The organism is Acidovorax sp. NB1, assembly GCF_005405905.1.
In the GTDB taxonomy this organism is placed as follows: Bacteria; Pseudomonadota; Gammaproteobacteria; order Burkholderiales; family Burkholderiaceae_C; genus Acidovorax.
Map to the genome: position 1 here is coordinate 185,088 of NZ_BJHU01000013.1, position 26,227 is coordinate 211,314.

Annotated in this window: 24 protein-coding genes; 17 read left to right on the forward strand and 7 right to left on the reverse strand. The window is 65.3% G+C overall.

Annotated elements, in window-relative coordinates; genetic code table 11:
* The first annotated feature begins 9 nt into the window (after window positions 1–9).
* The 7 genes from AvAM_RS05580 (at window position 10) to AvAM_RS05610 (ending at window position 8,688) form a co-directional block, all read left to right on the forward strand.
* Window positions 10–1,206, forward strand: coding sequence for an FAD-binding oxidoreductase (locus tag AvAM_RS05580; RefSeq protein WP_137746155.1), 1,197 nt, complete (start codon window positions 10–12; stop codon window positions 1,204–1,206).
* Window positions 1,207–1,280: 74 nt separating this feature from the next.
* The gene (locus AvAM_RS05585; RefSeq protein ID WP_137746156.1) at window positions 1,281–2,198 is read left to right on the forward strand and encodes an amino acid ABC transporter substrate-binding protein; all 918 of its coding nucleotides are present in this window, start codon (window positions 1,281–1,283) and stop codon (window positions 2,196–2,198) included.
* Window positions 2,195–3,421: a pyridoxal phosphate-dependent aminotransferase gene (locus tag AvAM_RS05590; protein WP_137746157.1), complete on the forward strand. Its 1,227-nt coding sequence runs from the start codon at window positions 2,195–2,197 to the stop codon at window positions 3,419–3,421. Before AvAM_RS05585 ends, AvAM_RS05590 begins: the two co-directional genes overlap by 4 nt.
* Before the next feature lie 23 nt (window positions 3,422–3,444).
* A complete protein-coding gene (locus AvAM_RS05595; protein WP_137746158.1) occupies window positions 3,445–5,130 on the forward strand; it encodes a thiamine pyrophosphate-binding protein in 1,686 nt (561 codons plus the stop codon).
* A 172-nt stretch (window positions 5,131–5,302) separates the two neighbouring features.
* On the forward strand, window positions 5,303–6,487 hold the full coding sequence (locus tag AvAM_RS05600) for a DNA polymerase IV (protein ID WP_137746352.1): 1,185 nt from the start codon (window positions 5,303–5,305) through the stop codon (window positions 6,485–6,487).
* A gap of 260 nt (window positions 6,488–6,747) precedes the next feature.
* Window positions 6,748–8,244 carry a PAS domain-containing methyl-accepting chemotaxis protein gene (locus tag AvAM_RS05605; protein WP_307722877.1) on the forward strand — a complete coding sequence of 499 codons (1,497 nt, stop codon included), beginning with the start codon at window positions 6,748–6,750 and terminating at the stop codon, window positions 8,242–8,244.
* A 186-nt stretch (window positions 8,245–8,430) separates the two neighbouring features.
* The gene (locus AvAM_RS05610) at window positions 8,431–8,688 is read left to right on the forward strand and encodes a hypothetical protein (RefSeq protein WP_137746160.1); all 258 of its coding nucleotides are present in this window, start codon (window positions 8,431–8,433) and stop codon (window positions 8,686–8,688) included.
* 81 nt (window positions 8,689–8,769) lie between these two features.
* On the opposite strand, the gene queF is transcribed toward AvAM_RS05610, so the two are convergent.
* From queF to AvAM_RS05630, 4 genes are all read right to left on the reverse strand, one after another.
* Entirely contained in the window at window positions 8,770–9,615 is an 846-nt protein-coding gene (queF, locus tag AvAM_RS05615) for an NADPH-dependent 7-cyano-7-deazaguanine reductase QueF (protein ID WP_137746161.1), read from the reverse strand.
* Window positions 9,616–9,692: 77 nt separating this feature from the next.
* Window positions 9,693–10,601, reverse strand: coding sequence for a 2OG-Fe(II) oxygenase (locus AvAM_RS05620; protein ID WP_137746162.1), 909 nt, complete (start codon window positions 10,599–10,601; stop codon window positions 9,693–9,695).
* A gap of 41 nt (window positions 10,602–10,642) precedes the next feature.
* Window positions 10,643–11,428: a peroxide stress protein YaaA gene (gene yaaA, locus AvAM_RS05625; RefSeq protein WP_137746163.1), complete on the reverse strand. Its 786-nt coding sequence runs from the start codon at window positions 11,426–11,428 to the stop codon at window positions 10,643–10,645.
* 239 nt (window positions 11,429–11,667) lie between these two features.
* Entirely contained in the window at window positions 11,668–14,826 is a 3,159-nt protein-coding gene (locus AvAM_RS05630; protein WP_137746164.1) for an Rne/Rng family ribonuclease, read from the reverse strand.
* Between the two features lie 598 nt (window positions 14,827–15,424).
* On the opposite strand from AvAM_RS05630, the gene AvAM_RS05635 reads away from it, so the two are divergent.
* The 4 genes from AvAM_RS05635 to AvAM_RS05650 all read left to right on the forward strand — a co-directional run bounded on the left by AvAM_RS05635 (window position 15,425) and on the right by AvAM_RS05650 (window position 18,677).
* Complete coding sequence (locus AvAM_RS05635) at window positions 15,425–16,426, forward strand: RluA family pseudouridine synthase (protein ID WP_137746165.1); 1,002 nt, start codon at window positions 15,425–15,427, stop codon at window positions 16,424–16,426.
* Window positions 16,427–16,454: 28 nt separating this feature from the next.
* Window positions 16,455–17,129 (forward strand): HAD family hydrolase, encoded by a 675-nt coding sequence (locus AvAM_RS05640; protein ID WP_137746166.1) that lies wholly within the window; start codon window positions 16,455–16,457, stop codon window positions 17,127–17,129.
* A gap of 28 nt (window positions 17,130–17,157) precedes the next feature.
* Window positions 17,158–17,535: a Rieske 2Fe-2S domain-containing protein gene (locus AvAM_RS05645; protein WP_137746167.1), complete on the forward strand. Its 378-nt coding sequence runs from the start codon at window positions 17,158–17,160 to the stop codon at window positions 17,533–17,535.
* A 95-nt stretch (window positions 17,536–17,630) separates the two neighbouring features.
* Window positions 17,631–18,677, forward strand: coding sequence for a S49 family peptidase (locus AvAM_RS05650; protein WP_137746168.1), 1,047 nt, complete (start codon window positions 17,631–17,633; stop codon window positions 18,675–18,677).
* Between the two features lie 164 nt (window positions 18,678–18,841).
* Here AvAM_RS05650 and AvAM_RS05655 read toward each other — a convergent pair whose 3' ends face one another.
* The 3 genes from AvAM_RS05655 to AvAM_RS05665 all read right to left on the reverse strand — a co-directional run bounded on the left by AvAM_RS05655 (window position 18,842) and on the right by AvAM_RS05665 (window position 21,404).
* Window positions 18,842–19,942, reverse strand: coding sequence for a toxin-antitoxin system YwqK family antitoxin (locus tag AvAM_RS05655; protein WP_137746169.1), 1,101 nt, complete (start codon window positions 19,940–19,942; stop codon window positions 18,842–18,844).
* Between the two features lie 89 nt (window positions 19,943–20,031).
* Window positions 20,032–20,808: an SAM-dependent methyltransferase gene (locus AvAM_RS05660; RefSeq protein ID WP_137746170.1), complete on the reverse strand. Its 777-nt coding sequence runs from the start codon at window positions 20,806–20,808 to the stop codon at window positions 20,032–20,034.
* Window positions 20,805–21,404 carry a Maf family nucleotide pyrophosphatase gene (locus AvAM_RS05665; protein WP_137746171.1) on the reverse strand — a complete coding sequence of 200 codons (600 nt, stop codon included), beginning with the start codon at window positions 21,402–21,404 and terminating at the stop codon, window positions 20,805–20,807. Before AvAM_RS05665 ends, AvAM_RS05660 begins: the two co-directional genes overlap by 4 nt.
* A gap of 25 nt (window positions 21,405–21,429) precedes the next feature.
* Between AvAM_RS05665 and AvAM_RS05670 the strand changes: the two genes are divergently transcribed.
* The 6 genes from AvAM_RS05670 (at window position 21,430) to fabG (ending at window position 26,171) form a co-directional block, all read left to right on the forward strand.
* On the forward strand, window positions 21,430–21,978 hold the full coding sequence (locus AvAM_RS05670) for a DUF177 domain-containing protein (protein ID WP_137746172.1): 549 nt from the start codon (window positions 21,430–21,432) through the stop codon (window positions 21,976–21,978).
* Window positions 21,979–22,088: 110 nt separating this feature from the next.
* Complete coding sequence (gene rpmF / locus AvAM_RS05675) at window positions 22,089–22,271, forward strand: 50S ribosomal protein L32 (RefSeq protein WP_005794249.1); 183 nt, start codon at window positions 22,089–22,091, stop codon at window positions 22,269–22,271.
* Between the two features lie 104 nt (window positions 22,272–22,375).
* A complete protein-coding gene (plsX, locus tag AvAM_RS05680; RefSeq protein WP_137746173.1) occupies window positions 22,376–23,428 on the forward strand; it encodes a phosphate acyltransferase PlsX in 1,053 nt (350 codons plus the stop codon).
* Entirely contained in the window at window positions 23,428–24,405 is a 978-nt protein-coding gene (locus tag AvAM_RS05685; RefSeq protein WP_137746174.1) for a beta-ketoacyl-ACP synthase III, read from the forward strand. Before plsX ends, AvAM_RS05685 begins: the two co-directional genes overlap by 1 nt.
* Window positions 24,406–24,465: 60 nt before the next feature.
* Window positions 24,466–25,416, forward strand: a complete 951-nt coding sequence (gene fabD, locus AvAM_RS05690) for an ACP S-malonyltransferase (RefSeq protein WP_137746175.1) — start codon at window positions 24,466–24,468, stop codon at window positions 25,414–25,416.
* Window positions 25,413–26,171: a 3-oxoacyl-ACP reductase FabG gene (fabG, locus tag AvAM_RS05695; RefSeq protein ID WP_137746176.1), complete on the forward strand. Its 759-nt coding sequence runs from the start codon at window positions 25,413–25,415 to the stop codon at window positions 26,169–26,171. Before fabD ends, fabG begins: the two co-directional genes overlap by 4 nt.
* Window positions 26,172–26,227 lie beyond the last annotated feature (56 nt).

Consider the following 26,227-nt stretch of genomic DNA (forward strand, 5'->3'; position numbering starts at 1 on the left):
GCACCGTTCATGTTGACCGCTAAGGCCCCACACCCCATCGTCATCATTGGCGGTGGTGTCATCGGCAGCGCGATTGCGTACTTCCTCACGCTGCAGCAGCCGGGCTGCGAGGTGGTGGTGGTCGAGCGCGACCCGACGTACGCCCGTGCCTCATCGGCCCTGTCGGCCAGTTCCATCCGCCAGCAGTTTTCTACCGATATCAACATCCAGATCTCGGCGTTTGGCATCGGCTTTCTGCGCAACGTGGGCCAACTGTTGGCGTGCCATGGTGATGTGCCCGACATCGGCCTGCACGAAGGCGGCTACCTGTACCTGGCCACCCAGGCGGGCGAAGCCACGCTGCGCGAGAACCACGCACTGCAAAAGCAGCACGGCGCCGATGTGGCGCTGATGAACCCGCAGCAACTGGCAGAGCGCTTTCCGTGGCTGGCGCTGCAGGATGTGGTGCTGGGCTCACTGGGCATGTTGGGGGAGGGCTGGTTTGATGGCTACCTGCTGCTCACGGCCTTGCGCAAAAAGGCGCAGAGCCAGGGCGTGCGCTACATGGCCGACGAGGCTGTGGGGCTGGATACGGTGAGCAGCGATGGCGTGTTGCACGTAAACGCGGTACGCCTGCAAAGCGGCACCGTGCTGCCTTGCCGCTATGCCGTGAATGCCGCTGGCCCCTGGGCTGCGGCGATTGCAGGCTGGGCGGGCATGGATCTGCCCGTGGTGGGTAAGCGCCGCACGGTGTTCAACCTCGCCAGCCCCGCCGCGCTGCCGGGTTGCCCTCTGCTCATCGACACCAGCGGCATCTGGCTGCGGCCCGAAGGCAAAGGCTTCATATGCGGCTTTGCGCCGGATGCGGACAACGACGCCGACTTTGCCCCGCTGGAGCCCGAGTACGACGCGTTTGACCACCACATCTGGCCCACCCTGGCCGAGCGTATCCCGGGCTTTGAGGCACTGCGCATGCAGGGCGCCTGGGCGGGCTACTACGAGATGAACACCTTCGACCATAACGCCATCGTGGGCCTGCATCCGGCGTGCGACAACCTGGTGTTTGCCAACGGCTTTTCGGGCCACGGCCTGCAGCAGTGCCCCGCTGTGGGCCGGGGCGTGGCCGAGCTGTTGCTCACGGGCAGCTACCAAAGCCTGGACCTGTCGCCGCTGTCCATCGAACGCATTGCGCGCAACGCGCCGCTGCTCGAAAAAAACGTGATCTGAGCGCTATCGTTACTGCCAGTTTTCCCTCGCCCTTTTCTCAACCTGCCAATCACAACACATACGGAGACAACGACATGGCAATTTCCCGCAAGACCTTCACTGCGCTCGCTGCAGGCCTGGCCCTGGCCTGCATGGCCACAGCCCCTGCGCAGGCGCAGACGGTCACCCAGCCCACGCTGGAGAAGATCAAGGCCAGCGGCAAGGCCGTGCTGGGCGTGCGCGAGACCTCGCCGCCCATGGCCTATGCGCTGGGCGCGAATGAAAAATACGTGGGCTACCACGTCGAGTTGTGCGAGCGTGTGCTCAAGGAGATCGCACCCGACGCCAAGCTCGAATACATGGCGGTGACGGCACAGAACACGCTGCCCTTGGTGCAAAACGGCACGTTGGATATTGGCTGCGGTCCCACCACCAACAACACCGCGCGCCAGCAGCAAGTGGCCTTTGCGGTGACCACCTACGTGAGCGAAGTGCGCATGGCGGTGCGCAAGGACTCCGATCTCAAATCCATCAGCCAGCTGGCAGGCCGCACCATTGCGGCGTCCACCGGTACCACCGCTGTGCAGCTGCTGCGCAAGCAAGAGCGCGCACTGGGTGGCGCCCCCATCAAGACCGTGCTGGGCAAGGACCACCACGAGAGCTTCCTGCTGCTGGAGACCGGCCGCGCTGATGCCTTTGTGCTCGACGACAACCTGCTGGCCGGGATGATTGCCAACTCCAAGGACCCCTCGGCCTACCGCATCGTCGGCGAGCCGTTGGGCGCTGAGCCCATTGCCCTGCTGTTCCGCAAGGACGACCCAACCTTCAAGGCCGCGGTGGACGGTGTGCTCACCAAGCTCATGCAAAGCGGCGAGATGGAAAAGATCTACACCAAGTGGTTTGTGAACCCCATTCCGCCCAAGAACATGAGCCTGAACCTGCCGCTGGGCACCACGCTGCGCCAGCTGTTTGCCACCCCCAACGACAAGCCCCTGGAGACCTACCAGCAATGAACGCTCCCATCCTCGCCACAGCCTTCCGCGCGGCCGACCGCCTGGGCGCCATCGGCGTCTCCGAAATTGTGCGCCTGACGCAAGAGGCTAACCAGCTCAAGCGCCAGGGCCAGCCCGTGATCGTGCTGGGCCTGGGCGAGCCCGATTTCGACACACCAGCCCACATCCTGGAGGCCGCGCAAAAAGCCATGGCGCGGGGGGAGACGCACTACACGGTGCTGGATGGCACGGCCGAACTCAAGGCCGCCATCCAGCACAAGTTCAAGCACGACAACGGGCTGGACTTTGCGCTCAACGAAATCACAGCCGGTGCAGGCGCCAAACAGATCCTCTACAACGCGCTGATGGCGTCGGTGAACCCCGGTGACGAGGTGATCCTGCCCGCGCCGTACTGGACGTCGTACGCCGACATGGTGCTGATTGCGGGCGGCGTGCCGGTGGTCGTGCCCTGCACCGAGGCCAACGGCTTTCGCATCACCCCCGAGCAGCTGGAGGCCGCTATCACGCCGCGCACGCGCTGGGTGTTCATCAACTCGCCTTCCAACCCCAGCGGCGCGGCCTACAGTGCCGAGCAACTGCGGCCGGTGCTCGAGGTAGTGGAGCGCCACCCGCAGGTGTGGCTGCTGGCGGACGATATCTACGAACACATCCTGTATGACGGCCGCGCGTTTGCCACGCCTGCTGCCGTGCTGCCGTCACTGCGCGATCGCACGTTGACGGTGAACGGCGTCTCCAAGTCGTATGCCATGACGGGCTGGCGCCTGGGCTACGGTGCAGGTCCCAAGGCGCTGATTGCGGCCATGGCCGTGGTGCAGAGCCAGGCCACGTCGTGCCCTTCATCCATCAGCCAGGCGGCTGCCGTGGCGGCACTCACGGGGCCGCAAGACGTGGTGCGCGAGCGCTGCCAAGCGTTCCAGGACCGGCGCGATCTGGTGGTGGCCGCACTCAATGCCTCACCCGGCCTGCGCTGCCGTGTGCCCGAAGGCGCGTTCTACACCTTTGCCAGCTGTGAAGGCGTGCTGGGCCGTACCACGCCCGGCGGCATGCTGCTGCGCACCGATGCCGACTTCTGCGCCTATTTGCTGCGCGAGCACCATGTGGCGGTGGTGCCTGGCGGGGTGCTGGGGCTGGCGCCGTACTTCCGCATCTCTTACGCAGCCTCTACCGCTGATTTGCAAGAAGCCTGCGCGCGCATCCAGCGCGCCTGCCAGGCGCTGTTCTGAATTTTTGATCCGATACCGTTGATATGAACCCGACTTCCCTCACCCCCCGCACCGGCGGACAGATCCTGGTGCAGCAGCTCATCACCCATGGCGTGAAGCAGCTCTTTTGTGTGCCCGGCGAAAGCTACCTGGCTGTGCTCGATGCCCTGCACGATGCAGACATCGGCGTGACCGTGTGCCGCCAGGAAGGCGGCGCGGCCATGATGGCCGAGGCGCAGGGCAAGCTCACCGGCCAGCCCGGCATCTGCTTTGTGACGCGCGGGCCGGGCGCCACCAATGCCTCGGCCGGTGTGCACATTGCGCACCAGGATTCGACCCCCATGATCCTGTTCGTAGGCCAGGTGGCCCGCAACGCCATGGGGCGTGAGGCGTTTCAGGAGCTGGACTACAGCGCCGTGTTTGGCACCATGGCCAAGTGGGTGGTGCAGATTGACGACCCGGCCCGTGTGCCCGAGCTGATCTCGCGCGCATTCCATGTCGCCACCTCGGGCCGCCCCGGCCCCGTGGTGGTGGCGCTGCCCGAAGACATGCTGACCGAGGCCGCCACCGTGGCCGATGCGCTGCCCTACCAGGTGACGGAAACGCACCCCGGCGCCGCGCAAATGGCCGAGCTGGCGCAGCGCCTGCAAGCTGCCAAAAATCCAGTGGCGATTCTGGGCGGCAGCCGCTGGTCCGAGCAGGCGGTGCGCGAGTTCACCGCGTTTGCCGAAGCGTGGTCCCTTCCCGTGTACTGCTCGTTCCGCCGCCAGATGCTGTTCCCGGCCACGCACGCTTGCTACGGCGGCGACCTGGGCCTGGGCGTCAACCCCAAGCTGCTGGCGCGCATCAAGGCGGCGGACCTGGTGATGGTGGTGGGCGGTCGCTTGTCGGAAGTGCCATCGCAGGGCTACGAACTGTTCAACATTCCTACCCCCGCACAGCCCCTGGTGCATGTGCATGCTGATGCGGATGAACTGGGCAAGCTCTACCGCCCCACGCAAGCCATCCACGCCACACCCCAGGCGTTTGCTGCGGCGCTCAATGCGGTGCGCCCCACGGCGGCTGTGTCTTGGAAGGCCCACACAGAAGCCGCCCATGCCGAATATCTGGCCTGGAGCGACACGGCCCCCATCCGCATCCCCGGCAACCTGCAGATGGGCCAGGTGATGCAGCACCTCAAGGAAGTGCTGCCCGCCGACACCATCTTCTGCAACGGCGCTGGCAACTTTGCCACGTGGATTCACCGCTTCTGGTCCTTCACCACCTACGCGAGCCAGCTTGCGCCCACCAGCGGGTCGATGGGCTACGGCCTGCCCGCAGGCGTGGGCGGCAAGCGCCTGTGGCCGCAGCGCGAGGTGGTGATCTTTGCGGGCGATGGTGACTTTCTGATGCACGGGCAAGAGTTTGCGACGGCTGTGCAGTACGGCCTGCCCATCATCGTGGTGCTGCTGGACAACGCCATGTACGGCACCATCCGCATGCACCAGGAGCGCGAGTACCCCGGCCGCATCAGCGCTACGCAGCTCAAGAACCCGGATTTCAAAGCCTATGCCCAGGCCTTCGGCGGCCATGGTGAGCGCGTTGAGCGCACCGAAGACTTCGCCCCCGCCCTGGCCCGCGCCCGCGCCAGTGGGCTGCCCAGCGTGCTGCACTGCCTGATCGACCCCGAAGCGATCACGCCCACGGGCACGCTGCAGGGCATTCGCACAGCGGCGTTGGCAAAACAGTGATGGCGACCTGGCGATAGCGCCGGGGAGTGGGGTGGGCGCGGTGTGGCAGCAGGCTGTCACACCGCCGCGCACAATAGCGGGCGTGACCGTTCCCGCATCTGAATTTGCTGAAAGCGACCCCGCAACCCCGGCCCAGACCGGGGGCAAGCTGCGCCGCATTGCCCACCTCGACATGGACGCCTTCTTCGCGTCGGTCGAACTGCTGCGCTACCCGCAGCTCAAGGGCCTGCCCGTGGTCATTGGCGGCGGGCGGCGCAAGGTGGACGAGTTGCTGCTGCGCGGTCCGGATGGCACCGAGGAGCGCGAGCGCCGCTTTATTCCTGTAGAAGATTTCCCGCTGCTCAAGGACTATGTGGGCCGGGGCGTGATCACTACGGCCACCTATGCCGCGCGGCAGTTTGGCGTGGGGTCGGCCATGGGCATGATGAAGGCGGCCAAGCTCTGCCCCCAGGCCATCGTGCTGCCGGTGGATTTTGACGAGGTGCGGCGCTTTTCGCGCACCTTCAAGGCCGCCATCACCGAGATCGCCCCCGTGATGCAGGACCGGGGTGTGGACGAGGTGTACATCGACTTCACCGACGTGCCCGGCGGGCAGCGCGAGGGTGGGCGCGTGTTGGCGCGGCTCATCCAGAAAAGCATCTTCGACAAGACGGGGCTGACCTGCTCCATTGGCGTGGCGCCCAACCGCCTGCTGGCCAAGATGGCGAGCGAGTTCAACAAACCCAACGGCATCTCCATCGTCTATGCAGAAGACCTGCAGGAAAAGATCTGGCCCCTGAACGTGCGCAAGGTCAACGGCATCGGCCCCAAGGCAGGCGAGAAGCTCGCGCGCCTGGGCATCGAGACCATCGGCCAGCTGGCGGCGCAGGACCCGCAGTGGCTCATCGGCCACTTTGGCAAGTCCACCGGCGCCTGGATGCACCGCGTGGCCTGGGGCCGCGACGACAGCCCCGTGGTGACCGAGAGCGAGCCCGTGAGCATGAGCCGCGAGACCACCTTCGACCGCGACCTGCACGCCGTGCGCGACAAGGCGGAACTGGGCGCGATCTTCACCGACCTGTGTATGCGTCTGGCAGAGGACCTGCAGCGCAAGGGCTATGTGGCGCGCACCATCGGCATCAAGCTGCGCTACGACGACTTCAAGATCGCCACGCGGGACCACACGGCGGGCACCTACACGGCCGATGGCGCCACCATCCGCCAGTTGGCAGGGCAATGCCTCAAGCGCGTGCCTTTGGACAGGCGTCTGCGGTTGCTGGGGGTGCGTGCCAGCTCTCTGGCGCGCATGGGTGAGGAGCCTGTGCTGATTGCGGCACGCATCCCTCCAGCTTCGGTGACCGGCGAACTGTTCCGCTGAAAAACGCGGCCCAACCGCTGCACATGCCATGGCCCGTATCGACCGCATCGGCGCCATGTCGCATTGAAGATACAGCTGCAACCCAAAAATTGACGCGCCTCAACTACTGCGCTGGCTGAGCATCTTCGGAAGGTACGCCATAAGGCTGGATGCTTCGTGCGCATGCAAAATCGTTCGACTGCTTTCCCCGAACAACTTTCATGCGAGTGAATCTTCCCGTTACGCAACACGAGTACGCTTATCCAGACGACCAACTCCTCGTGTCTACCACCGATGCCCAAGGCCGCATCACCCACTGCAATACCGCGTTTGCTGAGGTCAGCGGCTATAGCTACGACGAGCTGATGGGACAGCCTCACAATCTGATTCGGCACCCGGACATGCCGGAGGAGGCTTTCAAGGATATGTGGGCCACCATTGGTCGGGGGCGGCCATGGTCGGGTATTGTCAAAAACCGGCGCGCCAACGGCGATCACTATTGGGTAGAAGCCAACGTCACCCCCATTCTGGACAACGGTAAACCCGTGGGCTACATGTCGGTGCGGTTCAAACCGCGGCGCGATCAGGTCGTGGCTGCTGAGGCGTTGTACGCCAAGATTGCGCAGGAGCGTAGTTCTGGGCACTCCACCATCAAACTGCATGCTGGCCGTGTGCGCCGATTAGGCTGGCGCGACCTGCCGGGGCGCTTGCACCGCATGACGATGACCCAGCGCCTGGCTCTGGGCGTGGTGCTTGCCATGGGCCTGGGCTTTGTGCCTGCTTTGCTGGGACTGAGCGGCGGCGCCGCCGTGGCGGTACAGGCGGGACTGTCTTTGGTCGGCGCTGCGGCGTTGCTGGCGTGGTTCCACATAGACGTAGCCCGCCCTTTGGGGGCGCTGGACGAGTTCGCCGCCGCGTTGGCGGCGTGCAACCTCAAGGCGGGAATGACCAAAATTCATCCTCACGTGCTCAGCCCGCTCACCCGCAGCATGTGGCAGGTGCAGATCAACCTGCTGGCGGTAATCTCGGACGTTCGTGCCGAGGTGAGTGTGTTCATGCGCACCAGCGAGGACATATCAGCCAGCGCACATGAGCTTTCCGCTCGCACAGAGGATCAGGCCAGCAGCCTGGAGGAAACCGCAGCTTCGATGGAGCAGTTGGCCAGTACCGTGCAGCACACTGCCGGTGTGGCGCGCCAGATCGCTACCCAGAGCCAGGGCAGCAGCGATATAGCTCACCAGGGCAACGTGGCGGTGGGCAGCGCCAACAAAGCGATGCAGGCCATCGCGGGATCGTCGCGGCGTGTGGCCGATATCATCGGCATCATCGAGGGGATCGCCTTCCAGACCAACATCCTGGCACTCAATGCAGCCGTGGAGGCGGCCCGTGCGGGGGACCAGGGCAGGGGCTTCGCGGTGGTGGCCTCCGAGGTCAGGGCGCTGGCTCAACGCAGTGCCAGCGCCGCCCATGAGGTCCGTGACCTTATCAACAGCTCCTCTGAGCAAGTGGGTGCTGGCGCCGACTATTCGGCTCAGGCGCAGGCCACCATCGCCAGTGTGGAGAAGTCGGTGCGCGAGGTCACGCGCCTCATGCGCGAAATCACCAACGCTACCAACGAGCAGTCGCAGGGCATATCGCAGGTCAACGAGGCGGTGATCCGGTTGGAAACCGTTACCCAGCAGAATGCCAATATGGTGGACGAAACCGCGCAGGCGGTCGCGGTGCTCAGCCAGCGCACCAAGACGCTCAATCGTGCAGTGGACGTGTTTCGTATGTGAAACCAGCGGGTCTCTGGGCGCCCTGCCAGTGTCGTCCGCTATTGCAACAAGAGCAGCCAGCGCTTGTCTGTAATAGTCTGGCTGCCTTTTTTGTGCACCCTGCTGTCTGATTTTGCACGGTCACCTTTCTTGACGATTTCTTACGTCAGACTTACATTGAAATCTGCTCACGCTGAGGAGATTTCCATGACGCTGAACGAGCTGCAACGCATCAAGCAATGGCATGTCGCACACCGGAGGGATCACCCTTTCGAATACCACCTGTGGGACCTGGTGCTGACGTTGTGGCTCATGGGTTGGGTGGGCTGGTTGCCCGTTTGCGCCTTCGGCGAGCCCTGGGGTGCACCCCTGTGCTTGGCTGGCACGCTGTTGCCCAGCCTTTACGTCACCTGGCGCGCACGGGCGCACCGGACGCAAAAGTTGCGCTGCGACTGGATTCGATGATCTTCCTTGGTCGGCCGCAGTGCATTTCAACGCGTGTGCAGTCCTGCCAATCCGACCCGCAGCAGGCGCCCGGCGGCGCCTTTACTGCCGTGCCGTGCGCACATTGCGCGGCAGGCCCTGGGGGTGGCTGGTGCGCAGGGGGTTGATGTCCAGCCCGCCCCGGCGCGTGTAGCGCGCATACACGGTGAGCTTGATGGGTTTGCAGCGCGCCCACAGATCCATGAAGATGCGCTCCACGCACTGCTCGTGAAATTCGTTGTGGTTGCGAAAGCTCACCAGGTACTGCAGCAGGCCTTCCTGGTTGATTTGCGGGCCGCTGTAGCTGATCTGCACGCTGCCCCAGTCGGGCTGGCCGGTGACGAGGCAGTTGCTTTTCAGCAGGTTGCTGGTCAGGGTTTCGGTCACCGGGCCCGCGTTGAATTCGGCCGTCAGCAGCTCGGGCGCGGGCTGGTACTGCGTGCATTCCACATCCAGCCGGTCCAGGCTCAGGCCGTCCAGCTCGTGCACGGGCTCCTGGTCGAACAGCTCGGGCGCGATGAGCTTCACGCCCACGGTGGCGGGGTGCTCGGCGCCGCGCCACACGGCTTCGCTGATGTCGGTGCGGATGCGGGCCTGTACCTCGGCCATGTCGGCAAAACGCGTGTTGTTGAAGCTGTTGAGGTAGAGCTTGAACGACTTGCTCTCGACGATATTGGGCGTTTCGCAGGGCACGGTGATGTGCGCCAGCGCCACCTGCGGCTTGCCGCGCGCATTCAGCCACGACAGCTCGAATGCCGTCCACAGGTCGGCCCCGAAAAAGGGCGCAGCGCCCGTGATGCCGATTTCGGCCCGCTTGCCCGCGCGCGGGATGGGGAACAGCAGCGAGGCGTCGTACTGGTCCACATAGGCCGATGTTTTGCCGAGCTGGGATTGTTCTGGCGTGTTCATGCTGGTGCGGTGATATGAATGTTTGCTATTATTTTAATAGCTATAAAGGTGTGATGGACAGGCGGTAGGGGCTGTTTCTATTTGAATTCTCGCTCGCGCATCCACTTGGTGGCTATCCACTTCTCGCCTGCAATCACCGGGGCGCCGCCGTGCAGGGTGCGTGTGGAGGTGTGGGGGCGGTCGTAGCTGAAGAACACCGCATTGCCACGCTGCGGGCCGACCTCGACATGCACGTCGGGGAAGGTGGTGCCGCCGCCTTTTTCGGGGGTGTTGAGGTACATCACCAGCGTGCCCACACGCTGCCCGCCGCGCTTGACGATGGTGGCGGTGCCGGGCTCGGCGGGGTCGAAGTAGTCGTAGTGGGGCTTGTACTCGGCGCCTGGGCGGTAGTGCAGCACCTGCAGGCCTTCGCCGTTTTCGATGGGCCAGTTCAGGAGGCGCGCGATGCGGGCCTCGATGCGCTGGATCAGCGGGGTTTCGCCGCGCTGGAAGAACATGCCGTCGCTGGTGCGGTCGTCGTTGACCTCTTCGCCACCCGTCTTGGTGGCCACCGTGAGCGAACGTGCCAGGCGGGGCTCGGCGTCGGCAATCAGGGCATCACATTCCTCGGGCGAGAGCAGGTTGCCAAACACCACGATGCGCGGCTGGGCCATGGCCAGCAGCACGTTGACCATGCGGTCGCCGCAGTCCACCTGCGAGGGCGATGCATCGAGCGGTGGCTCGGGCACGGGCACGGCCGAGGGCAGGCCCTGTTGCACCGCCAGCTCGTTCAGGTGGTCCTGCAGCGTGATCTCCAGCGCGTCGGCGGCCACATCCTCGTCCCAGCCTGCGTCGCGCATGGACTGCAGCACCACGGGCGCTGCGTGGCCGGCCTGCGCCTGCTCGATGATCCAGCGGCGCAGCTCGGGCGTGATGGCCTGGCGCGCCGTGTGGGTACGCTGGGCTGTGACGGTGCTGTCGGAATGCGTGTCAGAGCGTGATGCCATGGCGGTCCTTCAACGGGGTACGGGCTGTTGGGCAGAACAATTTACACGGCAGGCGCCGCCTTGCGCCGGAACACCAGGCGCTCGGGCTCGGATGATGCCGGTGCAAAGGCATAGCCGTCCAGATCAAAACCTTCGAGCTTGTGTGGCGTGGCAATGCGGTGGGTGATGGCATAGCGCGCCATCAGGCCGCGCGCGCGCTTGGCAAAGAAGCTGATGATCTTGTAGTCGCCGCCTTTCCAGTCCTCGAACACACATTCGATCACGCGGGCCTTGAGCGCCTTGCGGTCCACGGCCTTGAAGTATTCCTGCGAGGCGAGGTTGACCACCACCGGTGTGGTGTCGGCACGCAGCCGGGTGTTCAGGTGCTCGGCAATCTGGCTGCCCCAGAACTGGTACAGGTTGCTGCCCGCACCGGTGGCCAGGCGCGTGCCCATCTCCAGGCGGTAGGGCTGCATGCGGTCCAGTGGCCGCAGCACGCCATACAGGCCGCTCAGGATGGCCACGTGGCTTTGTGCCCAGCCCAGGTCGTCGGGGCTCAGGCTGCGGGCTTGCAGCCCGTCGTACACATCACCGTTGAAGGCCAGCACGGCCTGGCGCGAATTGCTGGCCGTGAAACGCGGGCGCCATGCCTGGTAGCGCGCCACATTCAGCGCCGCGAGCGTGTCGCTCAGGGCCATCAGCGAGGCAATCTGCTGCGGGGACTGCGCACGCAGCACCTCGATGAGGGCCGTGGATTGCGGCACAAACTGCGGCGTGGTGTGTGGCAGGCCCTCGGACAGGGGCGTGTCGTAGTCGAGCGATTTGGCGGGGGACAGCAGGAACAGCATGGGGGCGAAAAGCTCTCGGGTCTTTGGGGGGGGCGATCGGCCAGCAGCGTTGCTGGCGCTACAGGAAATGGTACTTGCTGAGCCCTGGCCGCGGGTTGCCCAAGGGTAATGGCGGGGGGCGCAAGCAGCACTCGCAAACCGTTTGGATGGTTTTGCCGCGCACCAAAAAAAGAAGGCGGCCGGGGCCGCCTTCTGGGGGCACAGCCACCGCCCGGGGGCAGCAGCCATGTGCGCGCGCCTTACGCCGCTGGCGGCTGCTCAAAAGGCAGCGCCATGGCCGACAGGTCGCGGCGGGTTTCCACCAGCACCAGCGGGCCTTCGTCCAGCACCACCACGGGGGGGCGTTCGCGGGGCACGTGGATGGGCTTGGGTTCGGCGGCAATCGCGGCCTGCACGGCAGCGATCTTGTCCACATCGGAGTTCACCCATTGCAGACCCGACGAGGCAGCCACTTGCTGCAGCGCATCGACAGGCAGCGTGAACGCCTGCACGCGGGGCAGACCGCCCTTGGCTGGGGCGGTTGCAGGGGTGGCCGCCGGAGCGGGTGTCACTGCAGCGGGCGCGGCAGGGGCTGCAGCCACAGGCGCTGCAGCTGCCGCTACGGGCGCGGGCGCAGCAGCCACGGGGGCTGCCGCAGTGGCTACGGCTTCGGTGGCTTCGGGCGCTGCGGCCACTGGAGCCGCGGGCGTGGCGGCCGGGGCACTGAAGTAGCTGCGGCGTGGTGGCTCGTCCTGCTCGGAGGCTACGGGCGCCACAGGGGCTGCAGCGGGCTCGGCCTGGGTGGGGTCGAAGTCCAGCATGGCCGGTGCGGCGGCTGCGTCGGCACCGTTGCCATCGCGGGGGCCACGTTCACCGCGTTCACGGCGGTCACGGCCATAGCGGTCACGCGAACGGCGCTCGCGGCGCTGTTCTTCTCCACCGGCACCCTGGCCATTGCCAGGGGCGTCATTGCCGCTCAGGTCCAGGTCGGGCAACGAGGCCATGGGCGCGGTGTCCACAAAGTCGCCAGGCACGGCGGGGGCTGTGGCCGCTGCGGCTTCCTGGGCTTCTACGGCGCGGGGTGCGCGTTCGCCACGGGGAGCGCGGTCACCACGGTCACCGCGTTCGCGGCGGGGGCCCCGTTCGCCACGGGGTTGCTGGGCTGGAGCGCCTTCGGTGCCGGTGCCCTGGTTGCCTGGGCCCTCCACCTGCGCACTGGCGGCGGTGTTGTCACCATTCAGGCCGGCGGTGTGCTGGCGGGGCTCGGCATCGCGGCGGCCACGGCCACCGTCACGGCCATCGCGTCCGTTGCGGCCACCACCTTCGCGGCCTTCGCCTTCGGGGCGGCGGTCGGCGTCACGCGGTGGGCGGCTCTCTGCGTCGCGGGGGGCGCGGCCTTCGGCCGAACGTTCGCCACGGCGGCCACGGCCTTCGCCGCTGCCCGCTTCGCGGTTGCCGTCACGGGCACCTTCGCGCTGGCCATCACGGCTGCTGTCCCGGTTGCCATCGCGGCCACCGCTGCGGCGGCCACGGCCTTCGCCATTGCGGCCTTCGCGGCGGGGTTCACCACGGCCAGCAGGCTCGGCGGCCGGTGCAGCTGCGGGGGCTGCCACCGGGGCAGGGGCCGCTGCGGGGGTGCCACCAAAGCCGAACAGGCTCTTGAGCCAGGCAAAGAAGCCTTGTTCTTGGGGAGCTGCCGGTGCAGGCGCGGCCACGGGGGCTGGTGCGGGTGTCGGTGCTGCGGCGCCACGTTGTGGCTGGCCTGCACGTGGTGGGCGGGCTGCGCCTTCGGGGCGGGGCTCGGCCACGGGGGCGGGAGCATCAGGCAACACGCCCTTGATCACCGGGGTTTGCTTGTTGGTGGGCTCCTGCGAGCGACGCGTGACAGACGTCGGGTCTTCCACTTCTTCGGCAAGCTTGTAGCTGGCCTCGATGTGGTCCAGGCGCGGGTCGTCGTGCTTGAGGCGTTCCAGGCGGTAGTTGGGGGTTTCCAGCGTCTTGTTGGGCACCATCAGCACGGCCACGCGCTGCTTGAGTTCGATCTTGGCGATCTCGGTGCGCTTTTCGTTCAGCAGGAACGAGGCCACTTCCACCGGCACCTGGCAGTGCACGGCGGCGGTGTTGTCCTTCATCGACTCTTCTTGAATGATGCGCAGGATCTGCAGCGCCGACGATTCGGTGTCGCGGATGTGGCCCGAGCCGCCGCAGCGGGGGCAGGGGATGGATGAGCCTTCGCTCAATGCAGGCTTCAGGCGCTGGCGGCTCATTTCCATGAGGCCGAACTTGCTGATGGTGCCGAACTGCACGCGGGCGCGGTCCTGGCGCAGCGCGTCGCGCAGGCGGTTTTCCACTTCGCGGCGGTTCTTCGACTCTTCCATGTCGATGAAGTCGATCACGATCAGGCCGCCCAGGTCGCGCAAGCGCATCTGGCGGGCCACTTCATCGGCGGCTTCCAGATTGGTGCGGGTGGCGGTTTCCTCGATGTCGCCGCCCTTGATGGCGCGGGCCGAGTTCACGTCCACCGAGACCAGCGCTTCGGTGTGGTCGATCACGATGGCACCGCCCGAGGGCAGGCTCACGGTGCGGGCGTAGGCCGACTCGATCTGGTGCTCGATCTGGAAGCGGCTGAACAGGGCGGCGTCGTCGCGGTAGCGCTTCACGCGGGCGGCATGCTCGGGCATGACGTGCGCCATGAACTGCTGCGCCTGTTCGTAGATGTCGTCGGTATCGATGAGGATGTCACCGATGTCGTTGTTGAAGTAGTCGCGGATCGCGCGGATCACCAAGCTCGATTCCTGGTAGATCAGGAACGCGCCCCGGCCACCCTTGGCGGCGCCGTCGATGGCGTTCCAGAGCTTGAGCAGGTAGTTCAGGTCCCACTGCAGCTCAGGCGCAGTGCGGCCGATGCCGGCGGTGCGCGCAATGATGGACATGCCGTTGGGGTACTCCAGCTGGTCCATCGCCTCCTTGAGCTCGGCGCGGTCCTCGCCCTCGATGCGGCGCGACACGCCACCGCCACGGGGGTTGTTGGGCATCAGCACCACATAGCGGCCTGCCAGGCTGATGAAGGTGGTCAGGGCTGCGCCCTTGTTGCCACGTTCTTCCTTTTCGACCTGGACCAGCAGCTCCTGGCCTTCCTTGATGACTTCGTTGATGCGCGCCTGGCTGGGCGAGACGCCGGGGGCGAAGTACTGGCGCGAGATTTCTTTGAAGGGCAGGAAGCCGTGGCGGTCTTCGCCGTAGTCCACAAAACAGGCTTCCAGCGAGGGCTCGACGCGCGTGACGACGGCCTTGTAGATGTTGCCCTTGCGCTGTTCGCGCCCTTCGATCTCGATTTCGTAGTCGAGGAGTTTTTGTCCATCGACGATGGCCAGGCGCCGTTCTTCGGGCTGCGTGGCGTTGATGAGCATCCGCTTCATGATGCGATTCCTTCAGTGTGTTGCGGACAGCAGCGGTGCAACCATCCCTCTCAGCGGGGAAAGCTGCGCGGGCTGCCGCCCACAGTTCCAAACCATTAACAACAAGCTCTACAGGAGCTGTGAATGCCTGGACTGACGCATCGAAACGAAGGGAATTGCCGGGAATGCCAATGATCTGCCGCGCTCTAGCGCAGCATCGTGAGGCAGGGGCGCGTGGATGGGGGCGAGTGGTAGGAGCGCAGTTTTGCTAGCAAAAAAGTAGCTGATTGCGCTTGCTGGCTGGGCGTTAAGGGCGATTTTGAGCATGCAGCCAAAGGCCGCAGCCTCCGCCACAGGGTCATCATCCATGCCATCAACAGCCACATGCTCGCTTCGATCCGCTGACAGGCTGCGCCCGGGTAGGGAACATCTGCCAGCTTGGGGGATTCCGTATCAGTGTTTCAATCTGTCAGCCCGCCGCGTGGCATGCGGGCCACCACAGGCATCTGGCCTGCAATCTGCGCGCACGACACCCGCTGGCATCGACCTGCCTGCGTGAAGCAAAGGGCTGAGTGGACTAAACTCCAGACAAATCAACCACTTACATGACAACGCGCAGGTGAAACACATTATAGGGGCCAAACCGCCCATCGCCCCTGCGGGGCTACCCGCAGCCCGCCTGGTGGAGGTGGACGAAGACTCCGCAGGCCAGCGGCTCGACAACTTTTTGATACGCCACCTGAAAGGTGTGCCAAAAACGCATGTCTACCGCATCATCCGCAGCGGCGAGGTACGCATCAACAAAGGCCGCGTGAGTGCCGACACGCGCGTGGAAGCGGGGGACGTGGTGCGCCTGCCGCCCGTGCGTATCTCCGACAAGGTGGCCGAAAAGGCCGAGCGCCCGGCGCCCGCGCGCGAATTTCCCATCCTGCTCGAAGATGAGCACCTGATCGCCATCGACAAACCTGCGGGCGTGGCGGTGCACGGCGGCAGTGGTGTGAGTTTTGGCGTGATTGAACAACTGCGCCAGGCGCGCCCGGCCTCCAAATTCCTGGAACTGGTGCACCGGCTGGACCGCGAAACCTCGGGCATCCTGCTGGTGGCCAAGAAGCGGTCAGCGCTCACTCACTTGCAAGACCAGTTCCGCGAGCGCGAGACGGGCAAGACCTATCTGGCGCTGGTCACCGGCACCTGGCCTGCCAACAAGAAGGTCATCGACCTGCCGCTGCACAAATATTTGCAAGCGGATGGAGAACGCCGCGTGCGTGTGACCACGGCCGACGACCCGGACGGCATGCGCTCCATCACTCTGGTCAAGGTGCGCAGCACGGCAGCCTCCCGGCCGGAGCAGGGCCTGTCTGCGATGTCGCTGCTGGAGGTGACCATCAAGACCGGCCGCACCCACCAGATCCGTGTGCACCTGGCCAGCCAGGGCCACGCCATTGTGGGCGACGACAAATACGGCGATTTCGACCTCAACAAACGCCTGCAGAAGCAGGGGATGAAGCGCATGTTCCTGCATGCATGGCGGTTACAGTTCAACCACCCCACCTCGGGCGAACGTGTGCAACTGAACGCCGAGCTGCCCCCCGAGCTGGCCGATTTTTTGCCCACCGCCTGAAGATCCTGCGCGAAAAAACTCTGCTTCCATGTCTGTCAAAAACTTCCGTCCGCGCCGCTTCGACCTGATCGCCTTTGACTGGGACGGCACCTTGTTCGATTCCACCGCCATCATCGTGCGCTGCATCCAGGCGGCGGTGCGCGATGTGGGCGGCACCGTGCCCACCGACAAGGAGGCCGCCTATGTGATCGGCATGGGCCTGATGCAGGCGCTGGCCCATGCGGCCCCCGATGTGCCGCCCGAGAAGTACACCGAGCTGGGCAACCGCTACCGCTTTCACTACATCCAGCACCAGGACGACCTGAGCCTGTTCGACGGCGTGCTGCCCCTGCTGAACGACCTGCGCGAGCGCGGCCACCTGCTGGCCGTGGCCACGGGCAAAAGCCGACGTGGGCTGGACGAGGCACTGCACTCGGTGGACTTGCGCGGCGTGTTCGACGGCTCGCGCACCGCCGACCAGACCGCAGGCAAGCCTCACCCGTTGATGCTGCAGGAGCTGATGGCCGAATTCGACGTGGCACCCGAGCGCCTCTTGATGATTGGGGACACCACCCACGATCTGCAGATGGCCGTCAACGCGGGCTGTGCGAGCGTGGGGGTGAGCTATGGCGCTCACGAGCCCGATGTCTTCCACGCGCTGAATCCGTTGGCGGTGGTGCATTCGGTGCGTGAACTGCACGACTGGCTGCTGCAGCACGGCTGAGGCTGGTTGGCGCGACGTGACCCCTTCCATGCACACGCCCCCCGAGCAGGCCATCCCTCTGTGCAACAGCACCGACCTGGTCGATGGTGGCCGGGCCGTGGCGTTTGATGTGCACTATGCAGGGCAGACCTGCCGGGCCTTCGCCATCCGTTACCGGGGCCTGCCCCACGCCTATCTGAATCGCTGCACCCATGTGGCGATGGAGATGGACTACCAGGAAGGCCAGTTTTTTGACGACACCGGCCAGTGGTTGCTGTGCGCCACCCATGGGGCGGCCTACCTGCCCCACACGGGCCAGTGTGCCGGAGGCCCCTGCCGGGGCGGGTTGGTGAAAATAGTTTTGTCAGAGAGCGAGGGTGTGGTGCACTGGCATACTGCCTACAACCTGCAGCCCGTGGAGTTCTAGACAATCCAGACGAAAACCTCCACCAGCAGCCACTTGCCACCCGCCGCCTGCGTGGGGGCACAGGCAGCAGCGGTGCAGCGCCCAGGACACAAGACATGACCGACCCCCAATCGCCCGGATCCTCGGGTTTTGATCCAAAAACCAACCCTGCGCCCGACCTGTGGGCGCAAGCAGCTACAAATTCAGGAGCATCTGTGAGCGACCCATCGCGTGAACCCGGCTGGGAGCGCGCCACGCTGGAAAAGCTGGCCTTCTCCGCCCTCAACGAACAGCGCAGCGCCCGCCGCTGGAAGATTTTTTTCCGCCTGGTATGGCTGGCGCTGATTGCCGCCGTGGCCTTCACCGCCCTGCGCCAGGCCTCGCCCAGCGCCAGCAAGAGCACCCCCCACACGGCGGTGGTGGACATCAAGGGCGAAATTGCCAGCGGTGCCGAGGCCAGTGCCGAGTTTGTCGTCGCCGCCATGCGCAGCGCGCTCGAAGACGAAGGCTCGCAGGCGCTGGTGCTGCTGATCAACTCGCCGGGCGGCAGCCCGGTGCAGGCCGGCATCATCAATGACGAGATCATTCGCCTCAAGGCCAAGCACAAGAAGCCCATCTATGCCGTGGTGGAAGAAACTTGTGCCTCGGCCGCCTACTACATTGCTGCCGCTGCCGACGATATCTACGTGGACAAGGCCAGCATCGTGGGCAGCATCGGTGTGCTGATGGACGGTTTTGGCTTCACCGGCACCATGGAAAAACTGGGTGTGGAGCGCCGCCTGCTCACCGCAGGCGAAAACAAGGGTTTTCTCGACCCCTTCAGCCCGCAGACCGAAAAGCAGCGCGCCTATGCGCAGACCATGCTCGACCAGATCCACCAGCAGTTCATCGCCGTGGTGAAGGCCGGCCGGGGCGACCGCCTCAAAACCACGCCCGACACGTTCAGCGGCCTGTTCTGGACCGGCCAGCAGGCCGTGGAGATGGGCCTGGCCGACAAGCTGGGCAACCTGGACTACGTGGCGCGTGAGGTGGTCAAGGCCGAAGACATCATTGACTACACCCGCCGCGACAACGTGGCCGAACGCCTGGTCAAGCGCTTTGGCGCTGCGATGGGGGTGGGCGCGGTCAAGTCACTGTCGTTGGCGGGCCCCCAGCTGCGCTGACTGTGATCCACCCGGCCGGACGGCCGGTGACCGCCAAAAAATGCCCCGGATGGAGTCTCCATCCGGGGCATTTTGCGTTGGGGTTGCTGGCTGTGCCGCGCCTGCGGTGACTCTCAGAAGGAGAGGGGGCATTGCCTTGGGGGGCGCATCAAGGGGTGACGCCCTCAGCTGTCCACCCCGCCGGCCTTGCGCTGGCGCGAGCCGTCTTCCAGGATGGTGTCGTCCGCCACCAGCTTGCCACTTTCGTCCCACTGCTTGCGTGCCGTGAGCCGGGTGCGCCCGCGTGCATCGGGGTCGGAGTACTGCTCTTCCAGCGCCAGGCGGCCGTTGTCGTGAAAGGCCTGCTGCGTGCCCACGGGCCACTGGTCGGCATTGAGCTGGTCGCGCCGCGCCAGCTTGCCGTCGTCCCGGTACATCTCGCGCAGCAGGCGGGCGTCCTTGCCGGTGCCGCTCCAGGCGCTGCGCTCGCGCACCGCGCCGTTCAGGTACCAGCGCTCCACCTGCACCTCGCGGCCTTCGGCAAAGCTGCGCTGCTCGATGAGCTGGCCCGAGGCGCCATAGCGCTTGGCGCTCAGCAAGTGGCCGCGGGTGTCCCGCAAGGTGCGTTCGTCGGGCGCGAAGACGCGTTCCTCGCGCAGCACGCTCTTGCCGCCTTCGGTGGTGAAGCCCTTGTGCACCCGTCGGCCATCCACCACCAGTTGCTGGGCAGAGACGGTGCCGTCGGCGGTCCATTCGGTGGCGTTCAGCAGCCGGCCCTGGTCGTAGCGCAGCTGGGCCGAGCGCGCACCGCTCTCGGCATAAAGCAGGGTGTCGGTGGCGCCGTCAAAACCGCAGAGTTTGCGGTCTTCAGGCAGCACGCTGGTGCGCGGGCACAGCAGGCGCGCTGGCTGGCCTTTGCTGGTGTACTCCACGTAAAAAAGCTCCTGGCCCTCGCCGTGGAAGGACACGCGCTCCACACGGCCGCTGGCGTCGAAGCGGCGCACCGCGCCCTGGGTGCGGCCGTTGTCGGCGGTTTCCTCGCGCCGCACCTGGCCGTTGGGCCAGAACTCCGCCACCCGGCCGTGGCTGTTGCCGCGGTCGTTCACCGTGCGTTCGCGCTGCAGGCGGCCGTCGCGGTCGAACATGCGCTCCTGGCCCATGAACTTGCCGTTTTGCAACTGCTGTTCACGCTGCACATGGCCGGTGTTCTCGTCGCGGCAGCGCACCAGGCCCGACTGGCCCGCCGTTTCAGCGCCATTGGAAATGTTGATCGCCTTGCCATTCAATTCACAACGAATAATGGCCTCTGCGCGCGTTCCATAAGCACCAATAGCTATTAAAAATATAGCAATTGGGTGGAAGTGCTTTGCCATGCTCAGCGGCCCAGTGCAAACACGACCGGGGTGCGGTTGTCGGGCGGTGCGGGTTGTTGGCGCCATTGCCGCACCAGCTGGCTGTGGATGCGTGCGTCGGGCAGCGTCAGCCCGCTGGCCAGCGCCAGCCGGGTGTGGGGCTGCAGTGTCTGCACCAGGGCCTGCCACAGGGCGGCGTTGCGGTACGGGGTTTCGATGAAAAGCTGGGTCTGCCCCGTCTTGAGCGCCAGGCCCTCCAGCTCCTTGATGCGCTGGGTGCGCTCCTGGCTGTCCTGGGGCAGGTAGCCCACAAAGGCGAAGTTCTGTCCGTTCAGCCCGCTGGCCGCCAGGGCCAGCAGCAGAGAGACCGGGCCGACCAGGGGAACCACCGGGATGCCAAGGTCATGCGCAGCGCGCACCACGGACGAGCCGGGGTCGGCCACAGCGGGCATGCCCGCCTCGCTGACCAGGCCGATGTCGTGCCCGTTCAGTGCTGCGGCCAACAGCGGGCGCGCGTCGAACGGGGCCGAGCCTTTGTCGCCGTGGTCGCCTTTTTTGTGGACTTCGCGTGGCAACTCGGTGATCTGCTGTTGCTGCAGGGAGGCTGCCAGGGGATGAAGGGCGTCAATGCGCTTGAGGTATGCGCGTGTGCTCTTGGCGTTTTCGCAGACCCAGTGGGTCAGGCGTGCGGCCGTCTGCAGGGTGGCCGAGGGCAGGGCGTCCTGCAGCGGGGCCTGGGTGTCGCAGCCAAAGTCGAGGGGGGCTGGAACCAGGTACAGCGTGCCGGTTTTCGCGCTCATGGCAGCACCAGCCCTGCAGCGCGCAGCATGCGGCAGGTGCGGATCAGCGGCAGGCCGATGAGCGCTGTGGGGTCGTCGCTGTGGATGGCGTCGAGCAGGGCGATGCCCAGGCCTTCGCTTTTGGCGCTGCCTGCGCAGTCATAGGGCTGTTCGGCGCGCAGGTAGCGCTCGATTTCTTCGTCGGACAGGTCGCGGAACTTCACCTCCACCGGGGCGAGGTCTGCTTGCTCAAAGCCGGTGGCGGCGCACACCACGGCCAGCGCGGTCTGGAACACCACGGTCTGGCCGCGCATCTGGCGCAACTGCTGCACGGCGCGCTCATGCTGGCCCGGCTTGCCCAGCGGCTCACCGGCCAGGTCGGCCACCTGGTCGGAGCCAATCACCACGGCCTCGGGGTGTTGTTGCGCCACGGCGTGTGCCTTGGCCAGCGCCAGGCGCAGGGCCAGCGCACGCGGCGCTTCGCCGGGCAGGGGGGTTTCGTCCACATCCGGGGCCACCACGGCAAAAGGCAGGTTCAGCCGCTCTAGCAATTCACGCCGGTAGCGCGAGGTGGAGCCCAATACCAGAGGGCGCTGCAGGGAGGGGGATTGATGCATGCGCCGATTCTCTTACACTGCCGCCATGACCAAGGAATTCTCCCCGCAGCGCCTGGACGTGAAAGCCTTTGCACAGGCGGGCGGACGGCTGGCGGGCCACGACTCGCTGCTGAAGTACGAACGGCTGGCCCAGGAGGCCAAGGGCCTGCACCCGGACCTCCTGGTGGACTGGGAGGCGGTGGGCGAAGTGCGTACCGCGCTGGGGGGCATGGGGCAGGTGTGGCTGCACATCAAGGTGCGCGCAAGTTTCCCCATGGAGTGCCAGCGCTGCATGACCCCCGTGGACGTGCCGCTGGAGGTGGACCGCGAGTTCCGTTTTGTGGCCGATGAGGCCACGGCCGAGGCCCTGGACGACGAGAGCGAGGAAGACCTGCTCGCCCTGAGCCGCGAATTTGACCTGCACGAACTCATCGAGGACGAGCTGCTGATGGCCTTGCCCGTGGTGCCCAAACACGACGAGTGCCCCACGGCCGTGCCGCTGGCGTCTTCCGACGAGGATTTCGAAGAAGCCAACGCCGAAAAGCCCAACCCCTTTGCCGCGCTTGCCGGGCTGCGCAAGGACCCCAAGGGGTGATTGGCTGACCCAAAAATCATTTGGGTTATAATCGTGGGCTTCACGCGAATCCCATCGTGTCTTTTGGGCTGATCGCGTTTTTACCAACCTACTCAAGATCAGGAGCCATCATGGCCGTTCAGCAAAACAAAAAGTCCCCTTCCAAGCGCGGCATGCACCGCTCGCACAATGCCCTGAACGTGCCAGGCATTGCTGTGGAACCCACCACCGGTGAAACGCACCTGCGTCACCACATCAGCCCCAACGGTTTCTACCGTGGCCGTCAGGTGCTGAAAAACAAGTCTGAAGCCTGATTTCAGCCTCCACCAAGGCCCGCAACTACTTTGCGTAGTGCGGGCCTTTGTTTTGACCGTCGTATTTTTCTTCCGGCCCCATCCGTTGGTCGGACAAGTCGCCCATGATCACACTGGCTGTTGACTGCATGGGGGGCGACCATGGCCCCCGCGTCACGCTCGCGGCGTGCCGCCAGTTTCTCGAACACCACCCCGACGCCCGCCTGCTGCTTGTGGGGCTGCCCGACAGCCTGCAAGCATTTGCGCACGACCGCGCCGTCATCGTCCCGGCCTCCGAGGTGGTGGCCATGGACGATCCGGTGGAGGTGGCGTTGCGCAAGAAGAAGGACTCTTCGATGCGTGTGGCCATCCAGCAGGTCAAGGATGGCGCGGCGGCGGCGGCTGTCTCTGCGGGCAACACCGGCGCTTTGATGGCCATTGCCCGTTATCTGCTTAAAACACTGGATGGCATTGACCGCCCCGCCATTGCCACCCAGTTGCCCAATGCCACGGGCGGCGCCACCACGGTGCTGGACCTGGGGGCCAATGTGGACTGCTCAGCCGAGCATCTGCTGCAGTTCGCGGTGATGGGCTCGGCCCTGGTGTCGGTCCTTCAGGAGGGGGGTGAGCCCACGGTGGGTTTGCTGAACATCGGCGAAGAGGTCATCAAAGGCAGCGAAGTCATCAAAAAAGCGGGTGAACTGCTGCGATCTGCCGCCAAGTCTGGCGATTTGAACTTTTTTGGCAATGTTGAGGGCAACGACATTTTCAAAGGCACCGTGGACATCGTGGTGTGTGACGGTTTTGTGGGCAATGTGGCACTCAAGGCCAGCGAAGGTGTGGCCTCGATGATCATCGGTGCGCTCAAGACCGAGTTCTCGCGCCACATCTTTACGAAAATGGCTGCGATCATCGCTTATCCGATTCTAAAAGCGCTCATGAAGCGCATGGACTACCGTCGGTACAACGGCGCAGCCCTGCTGGGCCTGCGCGGACTGGTGTTCAAGAGCCATGGATCGGCCGACGCCATGGCCTTCGAGCAGGCTTTGAACCGGGCGTATGATGCAGCCCGCAACAACCTGCTCGACCGTGTCCGGACCCGGATTGCGCATGCGGCGCCGCTTTTGGTGCCTGCAGATGCCCAGCCCCAGCCTGGCGTTGCGGCGACCGCACAATAATGAGACGTTATTCCCGCATTACCGGCACCGGCAGCTGCCTGCCCCCCCGCCGGTTGACCAACGCCGATCTGGTGGCCGAACTGGGCCAACGCGGCATCGAAACCTCGGACGAATGGATTGTGGAGCGCACTGGTATCCGGGCGCGCCACTTTGCGGCCCCCGATGTGGCCAGCAGTGATCTGGGTGTGGAGGCGGCTCGCCATGCCCTGCAGGCGGCCGGTTTGCAGCCGACGGACATCGACCTGATCATCGTGGCCACGTCCACGCCCGACATGGTGTTCCCCTCCACCGCCTGTATCTTGCAGAACAAGCTGGGGGCCAATGGCTGCCCTGCGTTCGACGTGCAGGCGGTCTGCAGCGGCTTTGTGTACGCGCTGTCAGTGGCGGACGCCATGATCCAGACGGGGGCGGCCAGCCGTGCGTTGGTGATCGGTGCCGAGGTTTTCAGCCGCATCCTGGACTTCAATGACCGCACCACCTGCGTGCTGTTTGGTGATGGCGCTGGTGCGGTGGTGCTGGAGGCGTCGGAGACGCCCGGCATTCTGTCGAGCGACCTGCACGCTGACGGCAAGCATGTGGGCATCCTGTGTGTGCCAGGCAATGTGTCGGGTGGCCAGGTGCTGGGGGATCCCCTCCTCAAGATGGATGGGCAGGCGGTTTTCAAGTTGGCAGTGGGGGTGCTGGAAAAGGCCGCCCACGCCGCGCTGGCTAAGGCCGGGCTGACCGAGGCCGATATCGACTGGCTGATTCCGCACCAGGCCAACATCCGCATCATGCAGGGCACGGCCCGCAAGCTGAAGCTGTCCATGGACAAGGTGGTGGTCACGGTGGATCAGCATGGCAACACGTCTGCGGCGTCCATTCCGCTGGCGCTCGACCACGCGGTGCGTTCCGGCCAGGTCAAAAAGGATGAGACCCTGCTGCTGGAGGGGGTGGGTGGTGGCTTCACTTGGGGTGCCGTGCTCCTGAAGTTGTAGCTATAAATCCAATATGGGCAGGCGGTAGCGCCCAATTTCTCTCAAACTTCTGGATTTTTCATGACGTCTTTTGCATTTGTCTTTCCCGGACAAGGCTCACAGTCCGTGGGCATGCTCGATGGTTGGGGCGACCACCCCGTGGTGGCGCAGACCCTGCAGGAAGCATCGGATGCCTTGGGTGAAGATGTGGGCGCCCTGATCAAAGAGGGCCCCAAGGAGGCGCTGGCGCTGACCACCAACACCCAGCCTGTGATGCTGGTGGCGGGTGTGGCGGCTTGGCGTGTCTGGCGTGCCGAGGGGGGCGCGGCCCCGGTGGCGTTGGCTGGGCATTCGCTCGGTGAGTATTCGGCCCTGGTGGCTGCGGGTGTCCTGACGCTGGCGCAGGCGGCTCCGCTGGTGCGACTGCGCGCTGCGGCCATGCAAGAGGCCGTGCCGGTGGGCACCGGCGCCATGGCAGCCATCCTGGGCATGGAGGCCTCCAAGGTCATCGCCGGGTGTGCCGAGGCGCTGGCATCGTTCGGGCCCGGCACCGCCGAGGTGGTCGAGGCTGTTAATTTCAACGACCCGATCCAGACCGTGATTGCTGGCACCAAGGCGGGCGTGGACAAAGCATGTGAAGTGCTCAAGGCTGCGGGTGCCAAGCGCGCGCTGCTGTTGCCGGTGTCGGCGCCTTTCCACTCCAGCCTGATGAAGCCTGCAGCCGAAAAGCTGCGCGTGGCCCTGGCCGACGTTGCTTTGGCTGCGCCGCAGATTCCGGTGGTCAACAACGTGGACGTGGCGGTGCAGCAGGGCGCCGAAGCCATTCGCGATGCGCTCTACCGCCAGGCCTTTGGTCCGGTGCGCTGGGTGGAGTGCGTGCAAGCGCTCAAAGGCCGTGGCGTGACCCACATCATTGAAAGTGGCCCTGGCAAGGTATTGGCAGGCCTCACCAAACGCATCGACCCCGAACTGGTCGGCGCTGCATTGTTTGACTCGGCCACGCTGGCCGAAACCCGGGAGTTGTTGGCATGACGGAATCGACCCAGACGGCAGTACAGGCAGCGCAGGTGGCGCTGGTGACCGGCGCATCGCGCGGCATTGGCGCGGCGATTGCCTTGGAGCTGGCTGTGCGTGGCTACCAGGTCGTGGGTACGGCCACCACGGACGAGGGCGCTGGGCGGATCAGCCAGGCGTTGTCGGCCTACCCAGGTTGCCGTGGTGCGAACCTCAATGTGAACGACGCTGCGGCTGTCGAGGCGCTGATGGATGCCATTGTGAAGCAGCAGGGCGGCCTGCATGTGCTTGTGAACAACGCTGGCATCACGCGCGACACCCTGGCCATGCGCATGAAGGACGACGACTGGGATGCGGTGCTCGACACCAACCTCAAGGCCGTGTTCCGCATGAGCCGTGCGGCCATCCGCCCGATGATGAAGCAGCGTTTTGGCCGCATCATCAGCATCACCAGTGTGGTGGGTGCATCGGGCAATCCGGGTCAGGCCAACTATGCGGCGGCCAAGGCTGGCGTGGCCGGCATGACGCGCGCACTGGCCCGTGAACTGGGCAGCCGCAACATCACCGTGAACTGCGTGGCGCCGGGTTTCATCGAGACCGACATGACCTCCGTGCTGCCCGAAGACCAGCAAAAAGCACTCAATGCACAGATCCCGCTGGGCCACATGGGCAAGACAGCGGACATCGCACACGCCGTGGCATACCTCGCCTCGCGCGAGGCTGGCTATGTGACGGGGCAGGAGTTGCACGTCAATGGCGGCATGTACATGTAATTGAGACAAGTTAACGCCGGTTCATCCGGACGGCGGGTCGTTTAGGGGCTTCTCCT

Excerpts from the sequence above, each read along its gene's own strand:
- AvAM_RS05580 (WP_137746155.1), top strand. The coding sequence starts at position 10 with ATGTTGACCGCTAAGGCCCCACACCCCATCGTCATCATTGGCGGTGGT.
- AvAM_RS05585 (WP_137746156.1), top strand. The coding sequence starts at position 1,281 with ATGGCAATTTCCCGCAAGACCTTCACTGCGCTCGCTGCAGGCCTGGCC.
- AvAM_RS05590 (WP_137746157.1), top strand. The coding sequence starts at position 2,195 with ATGAACGCTCCCATCCTCGCCACAGCCTTCCGCGCGGCCGACCGCCTG.
- AvAM_RS05595 (WP_137746158.1), top strand. The coding sequence starts at position 3,445 with ATGAACCCGACTTCCCTCACCCCCCGCACCGGCGGACAGATCCTGGTG.
- AvAM_RS05600 (WP_137746352.1), top strand. The coding sequence starts at position 5,303 with ATGGACGCCTTCTTCGCGTCGGTCGAACTGCTGCGCTACCCGCAGCTC.
- AvAM_RS05610 (WP_137746160.1), top strand. The coding sequence starts at position 8,431 with ATGACGCTGAACGAGCTGCAACGCATCAAGCAATGGCATGTCGCACAC.
- queF (WP_137746161.1), bottom strand. The coding sequence starts at position 9,615 with ATGAACACGCCAGAACAATCCCAGCTCGGCAAAACATCGGCCTATGTG.
- AvAM_RS05620 (WP_137746162.1), bottom strand. The coding sequence starts at position 10,601 with ATGGCATCACGCTCTGACACGCATTCCGACAGCACCGTCACAGCCCAG.
- yaaA (WP_137746163.1), bottom strand. The coding sequence starts at position 11,428 with ATGCTGTTCCTGCTGTCCCCCGCCAAATCGCTCGACTACGACACGCCC.
- AvAM_RS05630 (WP_137746164.1), bottom strand. The coding sequence starts at position 14,826 with ATGAAGCGGATGCTCATCAACGCCACGCAGCCCGAAGAACGGCGCCTG.
- AvAM_RS05640 (WP_137746166.1), top strand. The coding sequence starts at position 16,455 with ATGTCTGTCAAAAACTTCCGTCCGCGCCGCTTCGACCTGATCGCCTTT.
- AvAM_RS05645 (WP_137746167.1), top strand. The coding sequence starts at position 17,158 with ATGCACACGCCCCCCGAGCAGGCCATCCCTCTGTGCAACAGCACCGAC.
- AvAM_RS05650 (WP_137746168.1), top strand. The coding sequence starts at position 17,631 with ATGACCGACCCCCAATCGCCCGGATCCTCGGGTTTTGATCCAAAAACC.
- AvAM_RS05660 (WP_137746170.1), bottom strand. The coding sequence starts at position 20,808 with ATGAGCGCGAAAACCGGCACGCTGTACCTGGTTCCAGCCCCCCTCGAC.
- AvAM_RS05665 (WP_137746171.1), bottom strand. The coding sequence starts at position 21,404 with ATGCATCAATCCCCCTCCCTGCAGCGCCCTCTGGTATTGGGCTCCACC.
- AvAM_RS05670 (WP_137746172.1), top strand. The coding sequence starts at position 21,430 with ATGACCAAGGAATTCTCCCCGCAGCGCCTGGACGTGAAAGCCTTTGCA.
- rpmF (WP_005794249.1), top strand. The coding sequence starts at position 22,089 with ATGGCCGTTCAGCAAAACAAAAAGTCCCCTTCCAAGCGCGGCATGCAC.
- plsX (WP_137746173.1), top strand. The coding sequence starts at position 22,376 with ATGATCACACTGGCTGTTGACTGCATGGGGGGCGACCATGGCCCCCGC.
- AvAM_RS05685 (WP_137746174.1), top strand. The coding sequence starts at position 23,428 with ATGAGACGTTATTCCCGCATTACCGGCACCGGCAGCTGCCTGCCCCCC.
- fabD (WP_137746175.1), top strand. The coding sequence starts at position 24,466 with ATGACGTCTTTTGCATTTGTCTTTCCCGGACAAGGCTCACAGTCCGTG.
- fabG (WP_137746176.1), top strand. The coding sequence starts at position 25,413 with ATGACGGAATCGACCCAGACGGCAGTACAGGCAGCGCAGGTGGCGCTG.